Origin of the sequence: Bacillus sp. FSL R5-0422, from assembly GCF_038610765.1 — a bacterium.
GTDB classification, from domain to species: domain Bacteria; phylum Bacillota; class Bacilli; order Bacillales; family Bacillaceae; genus Bacillus; species Bacillus pumilus_O.
Genome location: NZ_CP152014.1, coordinates 912257 through 935179, shown reverse-complemented (window position 1 = coordinate 935179; position 22923 = coordinate 912257). Strand labels below are relative to the sequence as shown.

Sequence of the window (22923 nt, the reverse complement as noted above, 5' to 3'; positions counted from 1 at the left end):
TTATGTCTATAGCGCAAATAAAAAAGACTGCTTCATCAGCAGTCTTTTAAAATAAATTACTTCACAAATGTTTTTGCTCCAAGGTAAATCGGCTTCCAATAGCTTGAATTCATATCACTGATCGTCACACCATCAGAAGCAGCATGGATAAACTTGTTGTTCCCAATGTAGACACCCATGTGAGATGGACCCGATTTATATGTTGTAAAGAACACAAAATCGCCAACCTTTGGAGAAGATACGCTTTTCATTGATCCCCAGAAACCTTCAGTTGTTTGTCTTGAAATCTTTTTTTGTTTGTTAATGATATACCACATAAACCCGCTGCAATCAAAGCCCTTTGGTGTCGTTCCACCCCATCTATATGGTGTGCCATTGTGCGCTTTAGCATCCGCTACAAGTTTAGACGTGTTCAAAGAAGAAACAGAAACTGTTTTTTCTTTCACAGGTGTTGTCTTCACTTTTTTAGACGTCTTTTTGACCTTTAGCTTTTGCCCAATTTTGATCAGGTTTGTTTTGAGTTTATTTAACGATTTCAGCTCTTTTACGGTCATGCCGTATTTTTTGCCGATTTTAGATAACGTATCACCTTTTACAACTTTATGAGTCGCTGCCGTTGACGCCGCTTTTACTTTAGTCGTTGTTTTCGTTGTTTTTTTTGCGGCAGTACCATTTACTTTTAACGTTTGTCCAACATATATCGTATTAGATTTCAGTTTATTGTCTGATTTAATCTTGCTTACGCTTGTCTTATATTTTTTCGCTAGAACAGAAAGAGAGTCACCTTTTTGAACTTTTACTGATTGTGCTGAGGCAGCTCCGGCAAATAATGTCGTCCCAAGTAGAACTGCACTTGCAGCTGTGATCAATTGTTTTTTCATTTGTTCCTCCTGTATGTATCTATCGTGATCCGAATTTTTATCTACTTACTATTATAAGGATCAAATACCAGAAGAAATAGTCTTGACTTCCTACGACATTATGCTTATTAATTCGGCAAAATTTATTTTTTTTTAGGGTTCTTTATATTTCATTTTCATTACACAATCATGACAAAATAAATGCATCTTGTCATGGATAAATGATACATTCATTTCTCTTTTTAGTCCATTCTATGTAAAGTGGTCCTTTACAATTTTAAAGGGATTTTTACGATCCTGTAAATGGGAATCCACAATTCTGCTCTACCATTGTAAACGTAAGAGCGATACATAACAATGAGGAGGCAAAATGAATGAGTGTGTTGAAAAGCTCGAAAACGAAAATCGCTGCAGTGGCGGCAGCATCTGTGCTATCGATTGGCATTTTTTCAGGAATTGAATTTGGACAGGCTGACAAAGCAGAGGCTATAAAGAAGCCAAAAAATGACGTACAAAATGTGATTGTGCTGATCGGGGATGGCATGGGAACACCGTATCTTTCAACTTACCGTTCATTTAAGCACAACGGAGACCTTTCAAAGCAAACAGCGTTTGATCCTTACCTCACAGGCATGCATAAAACATACCCCAACGACTCAAAAAGCAATATCACGGATTCAGCAGCGGCTGGTACAGCTATGGCAACTGGTAAAAAGACTTACAACAATGCAATCAGTGTAAATAAAAACGGCAAAAAATTAAAAACAGTTCTAGAAGAAGCAAAACGGAAGGGAAAATCTACGGGGCTTGTCGTGACCTCTGAATTAACGAATGCTACCCCTGCTGCGTATGCGACTCATGATGTATCGAGAAAAAACACAGCAGCCATCGCTGATGATTTCTTCGATGAAAAAATCGGAAAACAGCATACAGTCGATGTCATGCTTGGCGGAGGACTCATCGATTTTGTCCGGAAGGATCGTGATTTAACGAAGGAATTTAAGCGAGCAGGATATGATTATGTCACCAATAAAGATGACTTACAAAAAAACAAAAATCAAAAGGTGTTAGGCATTTTTGCAGATGGCGGCCTTGATAAAGCGATTGATCGTGATAAAAAGACCCCTTCCCTGCAAGACATGACGTCCTCAGCCATTAAACAGCTGTCTAAAAACAAAAATGGGTTTTTCCTTATGGTTGAAGGCAGCCAAATTGACTGGGCTGGCCATGATCATGATATTGTGAGTGCCATGAGTGAAATGAAGGATTTTGAAAAAGCATTTGAAGAAGCGATTCGTTTTGCAAAAAAGGATAAAAATACGTTAGTTATCACCACTGCCGATCATTCAACTGGCGGACTCTCCTTTGGGGCAGACGGCTCGGGTAGCTGGGATTACAAACCAGTAAAAGCAGCGAAAAAGACCCCTGATTTTATCGCAAACAAAATCGTCAGTGGCATGACTGTTGAATCAGCACTGAAACAATATATCGATCTTGATTTCACAAAAGAAGAAATGGCCTCCATTCAAAAAGCTGCTGAAACAAAGGATGCGGTTAAAATTGATGATGCAATTGAAGAAGTAATCAACGTGAGATCACATACAGGCTGGACCACATCTGGTCATACGGGTGATGAAGTGCCATTCTTTGCGTATGGTCCAACAAGCCAAAAGCTAAAAGGTCTGATGGAAAACACCGATCAAGCAAAACACATTTTCAAACTGCTGAAAAACCAATAAAATCGGCAAAAAAGATGTCTGCTCAGAGACATCTTTTTGTTTTTATGCGAGATATTTTCTATGAACTCCTTTTCCATCATACGAAAACATGACTTCTTTTCCTTCAAGAATGGATTCGATATGCACACTTCTTCCCCATAGTTGATGCAAATAAGGAAGTACTTTTTCTAAGTATTTCAGATCTAGTTCAATCCCCTCATACCAATGTTTAATATAAAGTTCATTATTTTTTAAATAGTCGCCATCCATCACTGTCAAATAAGGAAAGCCGCCATTGACCCTCATGCTGACTAGCTGATCACGAACAGCCTTCCATTCTTTATCGATGACTTTGTAATCTCTCCCTTGTTTTTGAAACAAGTACAAATCTTCTCTCATCACAAGGTCTTTTGTTAAGTAATTTCGTATGAAGGAAATATCTGATTCAATCTCCCTGACTTCAAACATTTTGCTGCGGCCTGATCCTTTTGTCACCCCTGCTTTTGTTAATTCTTCACATGGATTATCGTAGCGCTCTTCGATATCTTCAAAAATCTTCAGACCTAAATAGTAAGGATTGATGCCTGTTTTTGACGGCTGCACAACGCCAGCATTTAATTTGGCAAACTCAATCGATTCACTTGAATCCAAATCAAGCTCTCGCATAATCCGCTGATGCCAATACGATGCCCAACCTTCATTCATAATCTTTGTTTCTAGCTGTGGCCAAAAATAGAGCATTTCCTCCCTCAGCATCGTGAGAACATCACGCTGCCATGGCTCTAACTCCCGGGAGTGCGCCTCAATAAAGAGTAAAATATCTTTTTCCGGCTTTGGTGGAAATGGCTTGACGATTTTCTTTTTCTCACGTATTTTGGGCTCATCCATCCCCCACAAATCATCATACGGCGTCTGGCGCTTTGGCTGGTCATCTTCATATTCTTCTTCATCGCCGATATTCCAGCTTAGTTTTGAGCGAACAAGAGACGGATCAATATGCTCCTGGAGAGCCAATACGGCGTCTAAAAAAGATTCAACTTCTTTTGTTCCATGAAGATGCTCATATTCTTTGATTCGCTCTGCCGCTGCTGACATGCTTTCTACCATGTCTCGTTTTGTGTTTTGGAAACGGCAATTATTTTTAAAGAAATCACAGTGTGCCAATACATGAGCCACAATTAATTTATTTTGAACAAGCGTGTTGTTATCAAGTAGAAAGGCATAGCAAGGATTTGAATTGATGACCAGCTCATAAATTTTGCTTAATCCTAAATCATAATGAAGCTTCATTTTATGAAATTGTTTCCCGAAGCTCCAGTGGCTGAATCGTGTTGGCATTCCGTATGCACCGAACGTATAAATAATTTCAGCGGGACAGATTTCATATCTCATCGGATAAAAATCTAGACCAAATCCTTCTGCAATTTCTGTAATTTCATCAATGGCTTTTTGTAAAAGACGTTTTTCAGATACGCTCAAGGAAACCATCCCTCCTCATCGGACTTATCCCTACTATATGAGCGCATCTAAAAAAACATGATGTTCAGCATTCGTTTAGACGACTTCCATTTCTTTTGTGGATTGCCCGCCGAATGATTCGAAATGAATATTCTGTTCTGGAATTCCCAGCTCTTTTAGTATATGAATCATCTCTTCGGTAAACACAGGGGAACCGCATAGATAAAATTGACCTTTCCCTTCTCCAACCACTGATTGAAGGAATGAACGGTCAATGCGGGAAGCTTCTTTTTCAACAAGTTCTCCCTTACCAGACTGCGCAAATTGTTCATTACATAAGAGGATGCGGCCATGCGGAGCTGATGATAGAACGCTTTCAAATTCATGTTCAAAGGCGGTCACATCCTCTAATCGATCTGCATGAATCATTGTAAATGGATGACTGTTTTGCGCTGCTGTTTTCAATAAACCGATCATTGGCGTGACGCCAGAACCAGCACTAATGAAATAAACAGGCTCTTTTGTGTCTTCTTGCAAGCAGAACATTCCCTGCGGCATACTCACTTGAAGAACGTCTCCTTCTTCCATTTCATCATGCAAAAATGTAGACACATGACCATCGCGCTTCACTGTGATGCGGTAATAAGATGGATGATGCTGATCTGATAAGCTGTATTGTCTACTGCACATATAAGCCTCACCTGGCATATCTGCCTGAACCGTAATATATTGACCGGCTTCAAACATCGGCAGCTCTGATTCATCTTCTGGTACTAAATAAAAGGAGATCAGCGCTGGAGATTCCTGTACCTTTTTCTTAATCACAAACGGTTTCACATCTGACCATCCGCCTATTTGTTTTACATTCTCCTCCATCATTTCTGCTTCAATCGTAATAAAGATATTCGCAATGATGTCATATGCCGCCTTCCAAGCTAAAAGCGTGTCATCTTTTTCCGTTAAACCAAACACTTCTTTCATTCCTTCAATTAGGTGATATCCGACAATTGGATATTGCTCTTTTTTGACCATCACACTGACATGCTTATGGGCGATCTGTTTAACCGCAGGGAGTAATTCTTCTAATCGATCGATGTGCAGTGCAGCTTGGTATAGTGTTGCAGCAAGCGCCTCTGGCTGACTTCCATTCATGAGGTTTGTTTTATTAAATTGATTGAGTAGCTCTGGATGCTGACGAATCATATTTTGATAAAAAACAGTCACAAGTTTGGTTCCCTCGGCTTTTAATAGAGGGGCTGATTGTTTAATAGCATTCATTTGATCTTTAGATAACATCGTCATTCCTTCTTTCAAAAGGTGTATTTTAAATACATCTTTATCGTAACGGATGACAACTTATAAAAGCAATATTTATAATACATGTTTTAAATGTTGTCACATTTAACACTTTCTCGAACAGTTTTTGTCTAAAATGTGTTACGATGATACAAAACTCTATCAGGTTTAGAGGTCGTCAAAATGAAACTAACGAATTATACCGATTTCTCATTAAGAGTACTCATTTATTTAGCATCAAGAGAGAACAATGAACTGTCAAATATTCAGCAGATCGCCGATGTTTATGACATTTCTAAAAATCATCTGACAAAGGTGATTTATCATCTTGGAAAACGCGGGTATGTAGAAACGATCCGTGGAAGAAATGGCGGGATTAGGCTTGGGAAAAGCCCAGAAAGCATTAACATTGGAGAGGTTGTCCGTTATACAGAGGATGATTTAGTCATGGTTGAATGCTTTGATCCTAGGAAAAACAGCTGTATCATCTCTCCGATTTGTTCATTAAAGCATGTACTTCATGAAGCACTCTCTGCTTACTTGCGCGTTCTTGACCAATACACATTAAAAGATTTAACTCAAAACAAAGATGCTCTTAGAGAGCTCCTCCTTTAGGCGAAAGAATTCTATTCTTTCGTCTTTTTCTTTACCTTCTTGTAATAATAATTAATTTAAAATTATTATAAATAGATATTGACTATCATGTTTGATTCAATATAATTAGGGTATATAGATTGCTAGATACTATTTTTTTGTTTACAGGAGGAGAAAAAGAATGACAAATTCAAATCATAAAAATTTGACAACGAACCAAGGCGTACCTGTTGGCGATAATCAAAACTCAAGAACAGCTGGTCACCGCGGTCCTACATTTCTTGATGATTACCATTTGATTGAAAAACTTGCACACTTCGATCGTGAACGCATTCCAGAGCGTGTTGTTCATGCAAGAGGAGCCGGCGCTTATGGTGTGTTTGAAGTTGAAAATAGCATGGAGAAACATACAAAAGCTGCCTTCTTAAGTGAAGAAGGAAAACAGACAGATGTTTTTGTTCGCTTTTCTACCGTTATTCATCCTAAAGGTTCACCTGAAACATTGCGTGATCCGCGCGGCTTTGCTGTCAAATTTTATACAGAAGAAGGCAACTATGATCTAGTTGGTAATAACTTGCCGATCTTCTTTATACGTGATGCATTGAAATTCCCTGATATGGTTCACTCTCTCAAACCAGATCCTGTAACGAATATCCAAGATCCTGACCGTTATTGGGATTTTATGACCTTAACACCTGAATCCACTCATATGCTCACATGGCTCTTCTCTGATGAAGGAATTCCTGCGAACTACGCTGAAATGCGCGGTTCTGGTGTGCATACATTTAGATGGGTCAACAAATATGGAGAAACAAAATATGTGAAATATCACTGGAGACCTTCAGAAGGTATTCGTAATTTATCAATGGAAGAAGCAGCAGAAATCCAAGCGAATGATTTCCAGCATGCAACAAGAGACTTATATGACCGCATTGAAAATGGCAATTTCCCAGCATGGGACTTATATGTCCAGTTGATGCCGCTTAGCGATTATGATGATCTTGATTATGATCCATGTGATCCAACAAAGACATGGAGTGAAGAAGATTACCCGCTTCAAAAAGTAGGACGCATGACACTGAATCGCAATCCTGAGAACTTTTTTGCTGAAACAGAACAATCTGCTTTCACACCAAGTGCACTTGTTCCAGGAATTGAAGCATCTGAAGATAAACTGCTTCAAGGTCGTCTGTTCTCATATCCAGATACGCAGCGTCATCGTCTTGGTGCCAACTATATGCGCATTCCGGTGAACTGTCCTTATGCACCTGTACACAATAATCAGCAGGATGGCTTTATGACAACGACTCGTCCAAGCGGTCATATTAACTATGAACCAAACCGTTACGATGATCAGCCAAAAGAAAACCCTCACTACAAGGAAAGTGAACAAGTCCTTCACGGTGATCGTATGGTGAGACAAAAAATTGAAAAACCAAACGATTTCAAACAAGCTGGGGAAAAATATCGAAGCTACTCAGAAGAAGAGAAACAAGCATTGATCAAAAACCTAACAGCTGATCTGAAAGACGTAAATGATAAAACAAAATTACTTGCGATCTGCAACTTCTATCGTGCAGATGAAGATTACGGACAACGATTAGCCGATTCACTTGGCGTAGATATCCGCTCATACCTTCAAGGAAACATGAAATAATGGCTTAAGAATATTGACAAAAGGCTAAAATAATCTTGATTTTAGCCTTTTGTCTACTTTTCAGCATGATAGACATTCTTTGAGCACAAGCATGCAAGGGTTTGTCTACACGCTGGAGCACCTCTAATAAAGAGGTGCTTTTTTTATAGCCGGAAAACGTTAATACTAATCAAATGACCGGTGATCGGGTGAAAATAGATTTCTGCATGCGCAGCAAAAAGTGCTGAGCCTTCCTTCACGGTGACGCGAAAGACATCCTTTGTCTGATCTTCATTTACTTGTGTACGCCCGATATATTGATAATCGTTTAAAGAGGCGCCTTCATATTCCTCTTGCAACGCTGTGTACGCAAGTCTTTCCCAATTTTCAGCAGGCTGCGTCGCTGCATTTGTTGCAGGATGGATCATGAAACTGCCAAACAAAACCATTGCCGCTGCAAAAGGCACCCACCATTTCGGCTGCATAATATCATTGATCTCACTTTCATGTATATTTTGTTTATGTTTTGCTGATCGATCCATTTTCATACATGAAGCATTTATTCAGCCTATAATTCCCGGTACACGATTGATGCGGACACCAACTTTTCCCCTGAAAATGTCGATATGTTCCGAGCAAACTAATGAGGACTTCTCAAGGGAAAGGAGAAGGTTTAATGAATGTGGCGGATTATGATAAAGCACTTTATTATACGCATCGCTCGCAGTGGGATAATTTACTTATTCTTATGGTACGTACGCAAGATGACTTGCTCTCGAAACGTATTGAGCATTTCTTACACGCGTATCAATTTAACCGGAACGATGCTGATGTTGAAAAATGTTTATATGGGCTCTTGCAGTACATTGACCATGCTTCAGAGGCTGCTGCTTCTGAAGTTTATTCACAACCGATGTACACATAAAGAAAAAGGCTGATCATCAGCCTTTTTACATACATTTAGCAGTGCGCAGTGATTGGAAGTATAAAGTGGCCTTTGACCCAATCTTTTTTTGTATAAACAAACAGCGCATCCTCGTCATTTGGCGCCATCACCGCATGTAAGCCATCAATTGACGTATCAGGTGTAAAATAGAACATCACTTTTTTCGTCGTTTCACCCACAATATGTGCAACAACTTCCTCTATATTTTGTGGCTCTGAAGAAATGATATCAAAGACATGTATGGTTTCATTTTCTTCATTCATCAGAACAATCGTATCCAACGCTTCAATATAGAAAATGGCATCCGGCCAAACTAATGTAAAGTAGAACATCAATAAGCTGCCATGATCCTTAGCATCTAATTTCATTGAATCGGTTTGGCGTTTTTCTGCGAACTGTTCAAGTAATGGCAGGTCATGATCCAATGTCAGCTGCTTGAGACGCACGTTCTTTTTTATTCGAATGGCACTTTTGCCGATATCGAGACTAAATTCACTTTCGTGGTAACGGGTAAAGCCAAATTTCGGATAAAAATCCAGTACAGTTTCATTGGCAAAAAGAAAAATCAAATCACAATCATGTTCGTACGTATCCATAATGTGCTGCATTAACTTTGATGCTAATCCCTTGTTGCGGTGAGCTTGATCCGTCATCACCGTGCCAATTTGAACAGCTCGATACGTTTTTCCATCAATGATCAGTGACATGAGATAAACGGAAGCGTTTGAGATCACTTTCCCGTGATGGACAAAGGAATAAGGAATATATTTCTCATCCCAGTATCCTCTTTTGTACCAGTCACTAAAATCCACATCAAATGTATCGATCGCTAACTGATTAAAGCTTTCTTTCAATTTGTCATTATGGCGATAATCACTCACTAATTCATATGTCTCCATGCTCATTTCCTCCTTTTATCATTTCACCTTTAGTCAGCCGATTTATCACCTCCTTCAAAATAAAAAAAGACTTGATGAGCATATACTCATCAAGTCTTTTAACGTTTATCTCATAGAAATTAGACTGAATATGCTTCTCTTTTCACGCAAAAGGGCACGTTAAATAAACCAGCTACCGTGCTCTTTTTATTCAATTCATTGAACTGAATGTGCGCTTAAAAGTTTTAGCATAACGACTAAATTCCCTTCTGTTATAGCAGCTCTTTAGGCTGACTTTTTTGATAATCCACTGCATAAAGAGCCGCTTGGGTACGATCTGCCAGCTCTAGCTTTGATAATACATGAGATACGTGCGTTTTGACAGTCTTTTCAGAAATGAACAAGGATGAGGCAATTTCTTTATTGCTTTTCCCTTTTGCAATTTCGAATAAGACATCTCGCTCTCTATTGGTCAGCTCTTTCATTAACTCCCATTTTTGCTCTTTTGGCTCAGTCAAATGCTGCACAAGGAAATTGGTGATATGACCATCTAATTGATAGGTGCCTTTTTGTACGTCAATCATGGTCGTAAGGAGTTTTTCTGGTGCTACATCCTTGAGCTGATAGGCTTTTGCCCCTGCTTGAATGGCGGGAATAACATAATCTTTATCCGCATAGCTTGTCAGGATCACAATGCGGGTATCAGGCATTTCCAGCGTCATTTGTTTCGTTGCCTCAATGCCATTCATTACAGGCATTGATAGGTCCATGAGAACGATGTCAGGCCGCGTTTGTCTAACAATTTCTAATGCTTCTTCTCCATTAGAAGCCTCACCAACGATTTCAACGTCAGGCTGTGTCTGGAGGAAAAACACAAGCCCTTTTCTCACAATATGATGATCATCTGCAATGACAACTCTCATGACGACCCCTTCCTTTCTTGAGAAAATGGCACCTTCACTTGAATCGTGGTTCCTTTACCGAGCTCAGACTCGATACAAAATGTTCCACCCGCTCTTTTGATGCGGTCAGACATCCCTTTCAGACCAAGTGAAGGCAGGTTCATTTGCTCGTCATACTGAAATCCTTTTCCGTGGTCGATAATTTTCATCTCAAACGTGTCTTTTGATTGTTCAAGCTGAACTTTGACTTCCTCTACTTCCGCATGTTTTTGACAATTATTCAGCGCTTCCTGGCATACTCGAAACAACGTTTCATGCTGTGAATGATCCATCTCTATGCAGCCTGATAACGATAATGTACAGCGTAATCCTAAAAGTTTTGCGTACTCTTGGATTCCTGTTGTGAATCCTTTTTCAAGTCCTCTTGGTCTTAGCTGCCAAATGAGTGAGCGCATTTCAACCAAGGCATCTTGTGACAAATGCTGAATAAAATCAATCATTTCCCCTAGATTCTGATCATTAGTCATTTGACGAGCAGCTTTAGCAGTCAGACTAACAGAAAATAGCATTTGGTTGACGGAATCATGTAAGTCCTGTGCAAGCCGGTTTCTTTCTTCCAAAAGAGCATGTTGATGTTCGTTTTGCACAAGCTTCATTCGTTGAATGGCCGTACCAATTTGAAGCGCAATGCTTTCAAGCAAGTTCAATTCTTCTTGCGTAAATGTGACTTTTCCCTTTGCTGCCACATTCAATAATCCGAATGTACGCTTACATGCTTTGAGTGGAACTGTCGCATGATGCGTAATACCTTCAGTATCCCCAAGTTGCTTTTTCATCGCCGTTTCGATGCGTTTACAATTCATAATGTTTGTGGCTGATTGGAGTGAACCTTTTGTGTATCGATTGATGCAATAGCAATCGTTTTGGCACATGAGCTCTTTTTGATGCGTTGCCAGCGCTTCCGGTAAGGAAACCTCTGCCATCAGTTCGTATGAGCCATCTTTTTCTATAAAATAAATCCATGCGGAGTGAAAGCCTGTGACATCCATCAGCATATGGAGCACTTCATGAAGCGTATCTTTCATTTCAGTGCCTTCATTCAGCTTTTCAGCAATTTCTTTTAACGTTTTTAATGTTTCAACCTTCTCTTGATATTCTCCCATTCTGTTTACCCCCGGCATTTTCTGCCTTCTCTTTTCATTACGCTCATTATATCATGAGCATTCTGCCGGTTCTTTCTCTAAAAGGATGATTTTTTCTCATCCTTTTGATGGAGAAAAAGCCATCATGCATTCACACGATGGCCTTGTTTGTTTATTTAGCTGTTTCTTCCACGATCTCATAAACGACTTTCATCACTTCTTCTGACAAATGCTTCAGCTTTTCTTCGCTATCTGTTAAAGATGTACCTTTGACAGCAATATAAAATTTCACTTTAGGCTCAGTGCCGGAAGGCCTTAAGCAGAACCACGAGCCGTCCTCAAGGAAATATTTCAGCACATTTGATGCTGGCAGGTGAATGGTTTCTTCTTTTTTTTCAGCTACGAGATGTCTTTGACTTGATTGATAATCCTCGATGACAGTGATGCGCTGACCCGCGATAGCAGCTGGCGGATTTGTTCTAAAGGTATGAAGGATCGCTGAAATTTGCTCTGCTCCCTCTTTTCCTTTTAAGGTTAACGACTTTAACCCTTCTCGGTAAAATCCAAACTCCTTGAAAATATCAACAAGCGCATCGTACAAGGACTTGCCTTGTTTTTTATAGAAAGCAGCGACTTCGACAGCTAACAGCGCTGCTTGCACCGCATCTTTATCTCGGGCAAAGTCACCGATCAAATAGCCATAGCTTTCTTCGTAACCGAACTGAAACGTGTATTCTCCGCTCTCTTCAAATTGCTTGATTTTTTCTCCAATAAATTTAAAGCCGGTCAGTGTGTCAATCGTATGGGCACCAAATGCGGAAGCAACTGCACGCCCAAGCTCACTTGTAACAATCGTTTTCATCACAACAGGACGAGGCGGCAGCTGACCAAGTTTTTGTTTTTCAGACAATAAATAATGGAGCAATAAGGCTCCTGTTTGGTTGCCTGTTAAGACGGTAAACTCGCCATCATGATCTCTGACCGCAATACCTAATCTATCCGCATCTGGATCTGTTGCGATAAGAATATCAGCGTTTTGCTTTTCGCCAAGCTTGATAGCATATTCAAATGCGGCATGCTCTTCTGGATTTGGCGATGTCACTGTTGAAAATTGTGGGTCTGGCCTTTCCTGTTCAGGCACAACGGTCACATGTTGATAGCCTAAAGCTTGAAGCCCTTTTCGGACAGGCTGATTGGCCGTACCATGAAGTGGGGTGAAAACGACTTTAACATCGACTTCATCTGCCAGCTCAGGGTGAACACTGATGGTTTTTAATTTTTCAATATAAGCAAGATCGATTTCTGCTCCGATCATGTTGATCAGCCCTTGTTGTTTTAACGTTTCTTCTGAATCAACTGAAATCGACAGTTCATTTTCTATTGCATCTACTTCCTGAATGACTTGATCTGCTTGAAATGGCGGCAGCTGTCCGCCGTCTTCTCCATATACTTTATAGCCATTATATTCTGGTGGATTATGACTTGCTGTTACGACAATCCCAGCAAATGCATTCAGCTCACGAACAGCAAAGGAAAGCTCTGGTGTTGGACGCAGTTCGTCAAATACGTATGTTTTAATGCCCTGCGTGGCAAGAGTCTTAGCTGCTTCCATCGCAAATTCAGGCGATTTATGGCGTGAATCGTATGCAATGGCGACGCCTCTTCTTTTTGCATCCTCTCCATGTTTCGCAATATACGCAGCAAGACCTGCTGATGCTTTACGAACCGTGTACACATTCATTCGATTCGTGCCAGCACCAATCTCTCCACGCATTCCTCCAGTGCCGAACTCAAGGTTTTTGTAGAAACAGTCTTCAAGTGCTTGTTGATCATCTTGATGTGCCTCCAGCCATTCCCTTAGCTCAGTATTCAGGTGCTTCTCATTGATCCATCGCTCATAATTCGTCTTCCAATTCATGGTCTTCCTCCTATATATCTCCATCAAATATAAATAATATCTATTTTTATTTTATATCTAATCACCCTTAATGTCATGCTATATCTAAAAATATGATGAACAAATAAAAAAAGCCGATATATGATCGGCTTCAGGTTGTTGACAAAGAGCTAAAATGATCTTTATTTTAGCTCTTTGTCTTCTTTTCAGCGTGATAGAAAACCTTTGCAATCTAGGAAGGACGAGTACTGGCGCGGAGCGAATTTGACATTCGTGAGCACCAGCACGCAGGACTGACAACGAATGCGAGGGTTTGTCTACACGCTGAAGCCGATATATGATCGGCTTTTTCTTTTATTCAGCATCAAGCGGTACAACTGCTTCATGGAATAGTTGATCTAATTCTGTTTGAAGCTTCTGTTTGACTGCTTCATCCCAGCCAAAACGCTCTGCCATATAATCAACGACAGGCTGTGCATATTTTTTTGCCCAGTTGATATTAAATAGTAGGCTTCCTGTTCTTCTTAAGAAGAAATCGACAGGAGTAACAGCTAATTCTTCTTCAATTGCATAGACAAGCTCTGCCAGTACATACGCTGGAATCTTTCGTTTGTCTGCTTCACCTTGAAGCTGATCTACACGCTTGAAGAGACTGCTAACGTTTGAGCCATATTTTTCGGCCAGTTTTTGAGCAATTGGTTCTGTTAGACCAACAGCTGCTCCTTCTGCTGTTTTCGCTTGGACAAAGGCAGCCATATTTTTAGATCCACCTACGTGACCGCCTGAAATTGGCATATGCTTTGTTTTACATGGTCCAAAGTCTTTGCCTGTTTCTTCTTTCAGTCCATCACGTACAAGATTTACAATGTGCTCAGCCATTTTGCGGTAGCCTGTTAATTTACCACCAGCAATGGTGATTAAGCCTGAAGATGATGTCCACACTTCATCTTTACGAGAAATTTCTGAAGGGTCTTTGCCCTCTTCATGAATGAGTGGACGAAGACCAGCCCAGTTAGATTCAACATCGTTTTCTGTAATATTGAGATCAGGAAACATGTATTGAATCGCTTTGATCACATAGTCACGATCTGCTTTTGTCATACGCGGATGTTCCAGCTGTTTTTTGTACACTGTATCGGTTGTACCAACGTACGTTTTACCTTCTCTTGGAATCGCAAAGACCATCCGTTTATCCGGTGTGTCAAAGTAGATCGCTTGTTTTAACGGGAAGACTGATTGGTCGAATACTAAGTGAATCCCTTTTGTATGCTGTAAGTGCTTCCCTTCTTTTGAGTGATCCTTGTCTCTTAGCTGATCGACCCATGGACCTGTCGCATTGACAATTTTCTTCGCATATACATCATAGGTTTTCTGCGTCATGACATCTTCGATGACAACACCGACCACTTTGCCTTTATCATAAATAAATTCTTTTACTTTCGCATAGTTGACCGCTTCTGCTCCGAATTTCACAGCCTCTTTCATCACTTCGATTGTGAGGCGTGCATCGTCCGTACGGTATTCAACATAATAGCCGCCGCCTTTTAAGCCGTCTTTTTTCACAAGCGGTTCTTTTGCAAGTGTTTCCTTTGCACTTAGCATGCTTCTGCGTTCATTATGCTTAACACCAGCTAAAAAGTCATACACTCTCAGCCCGATGGATGTTGAAAATTTACCGAATGTGCCGCCTTTATGCATCGGAAGAAGCATCCATTCTGGTGTGGTCACATGAGGACCGTTTTCATATACAATGGCACGCTCTTTACCGACCTCTGCGACCATTTTTACTTCAAATTGTTTTAAATAACGAAGTCCACCGTGCACTAGTTTCGTTGAGCGGCTAGATGTACCTGCTGCGAAATCCTGCATTTCTGCAAGACCGACGCGCATTCCTCGTGAAGCCGCATCAAGTGCTGTACCCGCGCCTGTAATACCCCCACCAATGATAAACACATCATATGGTTTTTTTGTCATTTCCTGCAGCATTTGTTCTCTTTCTAAGCTAGAAAAAGTCATCTCTTGTTCCTCCCATGTTGTACGGTAAAGAAAAAGAGACCGCAAACACCCAAAGCGTATTTCTACACTTCAGTGCCTGCGGTCTCTCCAGTTCTCCAACCGTTCTATTAACTTACTTAAAGTATATCATACTTTTGGTTTATTTGAAAGCTTGAGCTGCTTTTACAGCCTTTTTCCACCCGCTGTATAACGAGTCACGGCTGCCTTCTTCCATCTTAGGATCAAAGCGCTTGTCAAGGTTCCATTGTTTTGCAATGTCTGAACGGTCGTTCCAGAAGCCAACTGCTATTCCCGCAAGATAGGCCGCACCGAGTGCCGTAGTTTCATTAATTTCTGGACGCTCTACAGGCACATCCAGTAAATCACTTTGGAAGCCCATTAAGAAATCATTCTTTACAGCTCCGCCATCAACACGCAATGTTTTTAATGAAATGTTTGAATCCTTTTCCATCGCATCTAACACATCTTTCGTTTGATAAGCAAGTGATTCTAACGTTGCACGGACAAAGTGCTCTTTAGAAGTACCGCGTGTTAACCCGAATACAGCGCCTCTGACATCACTATCCCAATATGGTGTGCCTAGACCAACGAATGCCGGAACGACGTATACGCCATCTGTTGACTCAACTCGCTCTGCATAAGCTTCGCTGTCTTTCGAGTCTTTAAACATTCTGAGTCCATCACGCAGCCATTGAATCGCTGAGCCAGCAACGAAAATACTTCCTTCTAAAGCATATTCAACTTTGCCGTCAATGCCCCATGCAATCGTCGTTAATAAACCATGATCCGACTTAATGGCTTTTTCCCCTGTATTCATCAACATGAAACATCCTGTACCATATGTGTTCTTCGCCATTCCTTCTTCAAAGCAAGCCTGACCGAATAAAGCAGCCTGCTGATCTCCCGCGGCTCCTGCAATCGGAATATTTCTGCCAAAGAAGTGATAGTCTGTTGTTTCACCATAAATGTGTGAAGATGGTTTCACCTCTGGAAGCATTGAAGCCGGTACGCCAAGGATATCAAGTAATTCTTCATCCCATTTCAGATCGTAAATGTTGAACATTAATGTTCTTGACGCATTAGAGTAATCTGTGACGTGTGATTTACCGCCTGTCATCTTCCAAATCAGCCAAGTATCAATTGTACCAAACAGTAAGTCGCCATTTTCTGCTTTCTCACGGGCACCATCAACATTGTCTAAGATCCATTTTACCTTTGTACCTGAGAAATAAGCATCAATGAGAAGCCCTGTTTTATTTCTAAACGTTTCATTGTGTCCTTGTTCTTTTAACTCTTCACAAATGCCAGACGTTTGTCTTGACTGCCAAACAATGGCATTGTAAATTGGTGCGCCTGTATGTTTATCCCAAACAACCGCTGTCTCACGCTGGTTCGTAATTCCGATACCAGCGATTTGATCTGCTTCAATTCCTGATTCAATTAAAGCAGTTGAAATGACTGATAGAACAGAGCTCCAAATTTCATTTGCATTGTGTTCTACCCAGCCTGGGTTCGGAAAGTATTGATTAAATTCCTTCTGAGCTGTATGTGCAATTTTGCCTTCTTGATCAAATAAGATCGCTCTTGTGCTTGTTGTCCCTTGATCTAATGCAAGAATATATTTTTCTTTTGTCATGATGTTTTCCTCCCCTTACATACTTTCATTTACAGCATTTGTTTGGTTTTTCGTAGAGACATAGAGTCCTAACAATACCACAATCAAAATAACGCTTACAATCCAAAAGGCTGGAGTGACGTTCGCTTTAAAGGCTGCATTGTAGAAAACACCGCCAAATGCGCCGCCTAAAATTGGACCAACGACTGGTACCCAAGCATACTTCCAGTTCGATGGGCCTTTCCCTGGAATCGGCAAGATCGCATGCGCGATTCTCGGACCTAAATCACGAGCAGGGTTAATTGCATAACCAGTTGTTCCACCTAAAGAAAGTCCAATTGCAACAATTAAGAAACCAACAATCAGCGGATTGACTCCGTCTGCAAATTTATTTGCACCAATCGCTAAGATTCCTAGAACCAATACAAATGTACCGATGACTTCACTAAGTACGTTTGCGAAAGTATGCGGAATCGCAGGACCAGTTGAGAATACACCTAGTTTTGCACCTGGATCATCTGTTGCTTTCCAGTGCGGTAAGTAATGTAAAAAGACAATAGTAGCTCCTATTAATGCGCCAAGCATTTGACCAACAATATACATTGGAACATCAGCCCAAGGAAAACTTCCTTCTAGCGCAAGCCCAATGGTGAGTGCGGGGTTTAAATGCGCTCCGCTAATTCCACCAGTTGCATATGCTGCAATGGCTACTGCAAATCCCCATCCGAAAGCGATTACAATCCAACCGGATTGATATGCGAGTGATTTCTTTAAATTAACTGCCGCACACACGCCGCCTCCAAAAATAATGAGCAGCATTGTACCTACGACTTCTCCCCAAAATGGTGTCATGAAAAATTCCTCCTCTGGTTCAGTTGCCATCCCCTATGAATGTGTAGAAAAGATAAAGAAAAAGATCCACAACAAACATACTTTACATCAGGGTCATTTGTCACCTAGTAAAGCGTTGTTGTGGATCTCCGTTTCTCCATCACATGATATTAACTTAGTGCTATAGTATCAGAGGATGAAAACGTTGTCAATAAATATTCACATTTTATCTTGTCACTTTTGGAACGCTTTCCAGAGGGTGGTATTTGAGGTCGTCACAGCTGTAGCGCCTGCTTCAAGCGCTCTTTCTACATCTTCTTTTGTACGGATAAATCCGCCTGCAAAAATCGGGATCCCAGCTCGCTCACGCACTTCTGTAATTAAATCTGGCACGACGCCCGGTAATACTTCAATAAAATCCGGACGATGTTTCCCAACGAACTCCATGCTTTTTTCCATGGCGCTCGTATCAAGTAAAAACATTCGCTGAATGGCATATACCTTTTTTTGCTTGGCTTTTACTATGACAGAAGACCTAGTAGAAATAATTCCTGCTGGCTTCATTTCCTGACAAATAAATTCGGTCCCATACTCATCATGTTTAATCCCGTGAATGAGATCGACATGGACAAACATTTTTTTGTGATGAGCATTTGCCTCATTCATGATGCCCTTCAGCCGGCCTAAGTGAACATCAAGTAAAACACCATATGTAAATGGACTTTTTAAAAATTCCTCAAATTGCTTCATATTGCGAACAGCAGGTAAAATGGGTTGATCATGAAAACTCATAAGCCGTCTCCTTCAAAAGTGTCTTCTCCTAACAGTAATAGAAACTCTTCTATTTTTCAATACACGTAGTGTGCCCAATACCGCTTTCATCTCGCATCTTCTTCCTATAACTAACTCAAAATGATGAAAATCAAACTTTTATTCCATAAAAAAAGCAGAGAAGTCTCTCTGCTATAGCTGTGCCATACTTTCTTTTAATGTATTGATGATAAATGAGGCGTCATCATCTGTTATATTCAGCGGCGGTGCAAGCTGGGCAACGTTATTAAAGCCGGCCACTGTATCCCCATTTTTCCCGATAATCAGCCCCCGTTTTTTACATTCAGCAATCAATTGACCAACGACATGAGGTTCAGCTGGTTTCTTGGTTTGTTGATCTTGAACAAGCTCAATGCCAAACAGCAAACCTTTTCCTCTGACATCTCCGACAAATGGGTGTTCTTTTAACTCTTGCAAACGTTCAAGCATATCTCGGCCGAGCGTCTCGGACCGTTCCACTAATTGCTCGTTTTCCATTATCTCTAGGTTGGCAAGTGCCACCGCACAGGAAGCAGGATGACCGCCAAATGTATTCACATGGCGCAGTCTGTCATACGTATCTTCTCCTGCATAGGCTTCATAGATTTCTCGTTTCACACACGTTGCAGAAAGCGGTAAATAGCCGCTTGTGATCCCTTTTGCCATAGTGATAATATCCGGCTTTACTTCCTCATGCATAAAACCAAACCGCTTCCCTGTCCGGCCAAATCCGCAGATGACTTCATCTACAATGAGAAGCGCTCCATGGGATTCACAGATGTCTTTGACCTTCTTCAAATACCCTTTTGGCGGCATTAGGATACCTCCGCCTGTAATGATCGGCTCCATAATGACCCCAGCTATCGTCTCACTTAGTTCCCACGTCATGGCTTGATCTATTGCTGCTGCACTTGCCAGATTCTCTTGATCCTCAGGGTGACGATACATATCAGGCGGTGCGACATGAATAAAACCCTGACCTAATGGTTCATATTTATATTTACGCTGCGCTTGACCGGTTGCGGCAAGAGCTGCTGCTGTATTGCCGTGATACGACCGATACCGAGAGATGAATTTTGTCCTTGTACTCTCTCCTTTTTGTGCATGATATTGTTTGGCCATTTTAAATGCGGCTTCATTGGCTTCAGAACCGCTGTTAGAAAAGAAGATGACATAATCACCGCCAAGCCACTCATTTAGTTTTTCAGCCAGCTGAATCGCCGGTACGTGGCTTTGTGTGAGCGGATAGTAAGGCATTGTCTTTAATTGCTTATACGCCGCTTCCGCAAGCTCTTTCCTGCCATATCCGACATTTACACACCAAAGACCTGACATTCCGTCTAAATAGCGATTCCCATGAATATCTGTCACCCATGCGCCTTCTGCCTCGTGAATGACCATACTTTCATTGTCCTTGTTTGTCCCTTTCATATGATGCCAGATCAACTGATCATCTTTTGCCTGAAGATTTTGAGCCTGCTCATGTATTTTCATCTTCCCGCCCCCATGTATCCGTTTTCATCAATAAAGAAGCTTAGACCAGTTCAGCACCACATTGCCTCTCCATTCATTATATGGATGAAACGTGAGGCTTATGAAACTGGCACTAGTACGCCTGTAAAAGAGAACCAATCGTTACTCTCATTATAAAAAAGGGGTCAGGCTGAATACATTAGACAGATCGTCAACTGATTGAACACCATCATAAGACACTTTTCTTGATACCTTGGCAAACCCGCTAACGTCGATTTCCTTGCAGGAATTCATAAGCAAGGATCGCAAATTCAAGCGCCTGTCGTTTCGGCGCCTGCATCATATCCTCACCAAGCAAGGCATGCAATTTATCCAGTCTATGATAAAGGGTTTGTCTGACAATATAAAGCTGGCTTGCGGTTTCTTTTTTAGAACCATTTGTCTGTAAAAAGATATTCAGCGTTTGATAGAGTCTTCCGCTGTTTTGATTATCGTATACAATCACGGGCTCTAAATACTCTTTCACCATACATTCAAGCAGACCGCTTTCCTTCATCATCGGCATGAGACGGAGCATATGTAGATCTTGATAAAATGGACTTTCCACCCGCTGAGGCATCACTTTTTTTAAATGCAGCACTTCTTTGGCTGCTTGAAAGCTTTTTCTCATGTGCTGAAACTTTTCACAATATTGACCGATACCAAAATTGATCTCGGTTCCCCGGGGCTGCTCCCGGTTATACAATTGTTTGATGTCGTTTGCAGCCTTTTCTGAACGCGCTTTCCAGTCCTCTTTCTTTCTCGTGTTTAATAAAATAAACAAGGTTTGCCCTTGATGGTCATATGCAATCAGATGGAAACCAGCACGCTGAAAAATGGAGCGGCAAGAGACAAGAAAGTAAAGGTTCCCTGCGATTTCTTCCATTTCATGATGCTTTTGAAAGAGCAAGACTACACAGCCAGTTGGCTTTTTCACACCTTCTGTTTCTTCAAGGTGCTCTATGATCTCTTGTTCTGTATGCTCTTCTTGGAACCATTTTTGCAGCCATTCATTTTCCTTTGTCTTCTTTACCTCTTCTGTATAAAGTTCTCTTAATGTTTGCTGGGCTAGAGCATTCGCTCCTTTATCCATGACTAGCAGTTCGAATTCTGAGAGCGTGTCTGCTTGATGAATGAGCACAAGATCTGCAAATGTTTGCTTGAGCGCAAGCACTTGTTTTTGTGTCACTTCGTATCCTTTTGGCACGGAAGCAAACTGCAAATAATTCATGACCAGTTCTTCGGTTTGTTTGGAAGAATCACATAAAATAATCGGCTCGCCTTGAACAGGGAGGAGTAAAAGAATCCCCCTTACGTGCTGATACACTTGATCCAATATATCCATTTGCGGATGCGGGGTCAGTAAAAGCTCATTCAGCTTTGATGATAGTGCTTCTAAATCAGCCATCATTTGATACTGACGCTCGATCATCATCGTATGAAGGTGCTGTGTGATGTTGACGAACTTCACTTCTTTTGTAAACAGAATAAGCGGAAAATCCCTTTCTTCTGCATAAGTCAGTAATTCTTTCGGCACTTCAAATCTTAGCGGAACAAATTCAATACACAAGCCGGCCGCCCCTGAATCAATCAATTGACGTAAAAACGCTTGAAACACATCCAGTTGATCATGGAAGCCTGCGGCTGTCGTTAATATCAGCTCGCCTCCATTTAACAAATCCTCTACATCAGGCACTTCTAACACATGTATCCATTTGACCTGCCGAAACAACCCTTTTTCCCCTGCTAGCACTTTTGCATGCGCAAAATGCTTCGTTTTCAACACGTCACTCACTTGGAAATGAACATCTACATTCATTCATATGTCCCCCTTTGTTTGCCGCCTATCCCCTATCCCAGAGGGTGCATGGATAAAATCCATAATAAAACTGGTAATGTCACGATACTTAAGATGGTACTGAGAAATGTCGTGCTTGAGACAAACTCAGGCTTCGTTCGAAATTGTACAGCCATCAGCGTTGTATTTGCTGCTGTCGGCATGGCTGCCACTAAGATCATAATTTGTTTCACCATATCGTCTACCGGTAAAATAAGCGTAAAGCCAAATGCGATGAGTGGGGAGATAAACAGCTTCAGCAAAACAGCATAAGAAATATGGCGATAATCCACTTGTTTAAAAGAGATCACTGCAAGCTGCATGCCTAAAATAAGCATAATCGTTGGTATGGCAGCATTTCCAACAAGCTGAATACCCGTCATCAGCTCTTTAGGTAATGAAAGGTCAATCAGCTGAAATAATAGACCGATGAGCGCCCCGTAAGCAACTGGCATACGAAGCACTTTTTTCAAGACGACCTTGCCATCTCCTGCATCCTCTCCGCCCTTTGCTGCATAATACATGCCGATTGTACTCATGACAAGCTGCTGCAGCACCATCAATACGATGGCAATATCCAAACCTGCTGCTCCAAAGACAAGCAGCACAACAGGCGTACCATAATTTCCATTGTTCATAAAAGCTGACGACAGAATCATGGCGCAATACGTTTCATTCGAATACCCATAAATACGAGATAAAATAAAGACACATAAAATAAGTGCAAGACAAAGCCCGACAACAAAAATGGATAGATATACATAGTCCATCGACACTTTGTTTTGATAAAAGGTTTCAAACGCAAGAAATGGTGACATTAAGTATAAAGACATTGTTGAGAGCGTATGTATATCAAAACCAATCGCCTTCTGCCCGATATACCCGATCAGGAATATGCCGAACACTGGCAGTAAGACAAGTAAAAACTCCATGCTGCACCTACTTTTCTCTAGTTGTATTCCAGATTCCTTCTGC

At 41.0% G+C, this 22923-nt stretch carries 19 protein-coding genes; 4 read left to right on the top strand and 15 right to left on the bottom strand.

Going from position 1 to position 22923, the window contains the following annotated elements:
- Positions 1-56: 56 nt before the first annotated feature.
- Positions 57-881, bottom strand: a complete 825-nt coding sequence (locus tag MKX52_RS04600) for a LysM peptidoglycan-binding domain-containing protein (RefSeq protein ID WP_342491567.1) — start codon at positions 879-881, stop codon at positions 57-59.
- Positions 882-1234: 353 nt separating this feature from the next.
- Between MKX52_RS04600 and MKX52_RS04595 the strand changes: the two genes are divergently transcribed.
- Entirely contained in the window at positions 1235-2599 is a 1365-nt protein-coding gene (locus MKX52_RS04595) for an alkaline phosphatase (protein ID WP_342491566.1), read from the top strand.
- A 42-nt stretch (positions 2600-2641) separates the two neighbouring features.
- Here the strand turns inward: MKX52_RS04595 and MKX52_RS04590 are convergent, their stop codons facing one another.
- On the bottom strand, positions 2642-4057 hold the full coding sequence (locus tag MKX52_RS04590) for a SpoVR family protein (RefSeq protein ID WP_041815326.1): 1416 nt from the start codon (positions 4055-4057) through the stop codon (positions 2642-2644).
- Positions 4058-4132: 75 nt separating this feature from the next.
- Positions 4133-5332, bottom strand: coding sequence for a globin domain-containing protein (locus MKX52_RS04585; protein ID WP_342491565.1), 1200 nt, complete (start codon positions 5330-5332; stop codon positions 4133-4135).
- 183 nt (positions 5333-5515) lie between these two features.
- Between MKX52_RS04585 and MKX52_RS04580 the strand changes: the two genes are divergently transcribed.
- Together MKX52_RS04580 and MKX52_RS04575 are read left to right on the top strand one after the other, a co-directional pair.
- Positions 5516-5947, top strand: a complete 432-nt coding sequence (locus MKX52_RS04580) for an Rrf2 family transcriptional regulator (protein ID WP_012009410.1) — start codon at positions 5516-5518, stop codon at positions 5945-5947.
- A 160-nt stretch (positions 5948-6107) separates the two neighbouring features.
- Entirely contained in the window at positions 6108-7583 is a 1476-nt protein-coding gene (locus MKX52_RS04575) for a catalase (RefSeq protein WP_342491564.1), read from the top strand.
- Between the two features lie 143 nt (positions 7584-7726).
- Here the strand turns inward: MKX52_RS04575 and MKX52_RS04570 are convergent, their stop codons facing one another.
- Positions 7727-8011, bottom strand: a complete 285-nt coding sequence (locus MKX52_RS04570) for a YqzG/YhdC family protein (RefSeq protein WP_254112732.1) — start codon at positions 8009-8011, stop codon at positions 7727-7729.
- Between the two features lie 227 nt (positions 8012-8238).
- On the opposite strand from MKX52_RS04570, the gene MKX52_RS04565 reads away from it, so the two are divergent.
- Positions 8239-8487 carry a YhdB family protein gene (locus MKX52_RS04565; RefSeq protein ID WP_024426598.1) on the top strand — a complete coding sequence of 83 codons (249 nt, stop codon included), beginning with the start codon at positions 8239-8241 and terminating at the stop codon, positions 8485-8487.
- 35 nt (positions 8488-8522) lie between these two features.
- Here the strand turns inward: MKX52_RS04565 and MKX52_RS04560 are convergent, their stop codons facing one another.
- From MKX52_RS04560 to MKX52_RS04510, 11 genes are all read right to left on the bottom strand, one after another.
- Positions 8523-9407: a GNAT family N-acetyltransferase gene (locus MKX52_RS04560; RefSeq protein WP_342491563.1), complete on the bottom strand. Its 885-nt coding sequence runs from the start codon at positions 9405-9407 to the stop codon at positions 8523-8525.
- Between the two features lie 251 nt (positions 9408-9658).
- The gene (locus MKX52_RS04555; RefSeq protein ID WP_003212112.1) at positions 9659-10309 is read right to left on the bottom strand and encodes a response regulator transcription factor; all 651 of its coding nucleotides are present in this window, start codon (positions 10307-10309) and stop codon (positions 9659-9661) included.
- Positions 10306-11451, bottom strand: coding sequence for a GAF domain-containing sensor histidine kinase (locus MKX52_RS04550; RefSeq protein ID WP_119124628.1), 1146 nt, complete (start codon positions 11449-11451; stop codon positions 10306-10308). The genes MKX52_RS04555 and MKX52_RS04550 overlap by 4 nt, the downstream gene beginning before the upstream one ends.
- Positions 11452-11602: 151 nt before the next feature.
- Positions 11603-13348: a phospho-sugar mutase gene (locus tag MKX52_RS04545; protein WP_119124627.1), complete on the bottom strand. Its 1746-nt coding sequence runs from the start codon at positions 13346-13348 to the stop codon at positions 11603-11605.
- A gap of 333 nt (positions 13349-13681) precedes the next feature.
- Positions 13682-15343 carry a glycerol-3-phosphate dehydrogenase gene (glpD, locus tag MKX52_RS04540; protein WP_342491562.1) on the bottom strand — a complete coding sequence of 554 codons (1662 nt, stop codon included), beginning with the start codon at positions 15341-15343 and terminating at the stop codon, positions 13682-13684.
- A gap of 139 nt (positions 15344-15482) precedes the next feature.
- Positions 15483-16979, bottom strand: coding sequence for a glycerol kinase GlpK (gene glpK / locus MKX52_RS04535; protein ID WP_012009401.1), 1497 nt, complete (start codon positions 16977-16979; stop codon positions 15483-15485).
- A 15-nt stretch (positions 16980-16994) separates the two neighbouring features.
- Positions 16995-17810 (bottom strand): MIP/aquaporin family protein, encoded by an 816-nt coding sequence (locus MKX52_RS04530; RefSeq protein WP_012009400.1) that lies wholly within the window; start codon positions 17808-17810, stop codon positions 16995-16997.
- 213 nt (positions 17811-18023) lie between these two features.
- Positions 18024-18581 (bottom strand): glycerol-3-phosphate responsive antiterminator, encoded by a 558-nt coding sequence (locus MKX52_RS04525; protein WP_034663739.1) that lies wholly within the window; start codon positions 18579-18581, stop codon positions 18024-18026.
- 171 nt (positions 18582-18752) lie between these two features.
- Complete coding sequence (locus tag MKX52_RS04520) at positions 18753-20093, bottom strand: aspartate aminotransferase family protein (RefSeq protein ID WP_342491561.1); 1341 nt, start codon at positions 20091-20093, stop codon at positions 18753-18755.
- A 244-nt stretch (positions 20094-20337) separates the two neighbouring features.
- Positions 20338-21930 (bottom strand): PucR family transcriptional regulator, encoded by a 1593-nt coding sequence (locus MKX52_RS04515; RefSeq protein ID WP_088004477.1) that lies wholly within the window; start codon positions 21928-21930, stop codon positions 20338-20340.
- 32 nt (positions 21931-21962) lie between these two features.
- The gene (locus MKX52_RS04510; RefSeq protein WP_012009396.1) at positions 21963-22880 is read right to left on the bottom strand and encodes an AEC family transporter; all 918 of its coding nucleotides are present in this window, start codon (positions 22878-22880) and stop codon (positions 21963-21965) included.
- Positions 22881-22923: the final 43 nt, after the last annotated feature.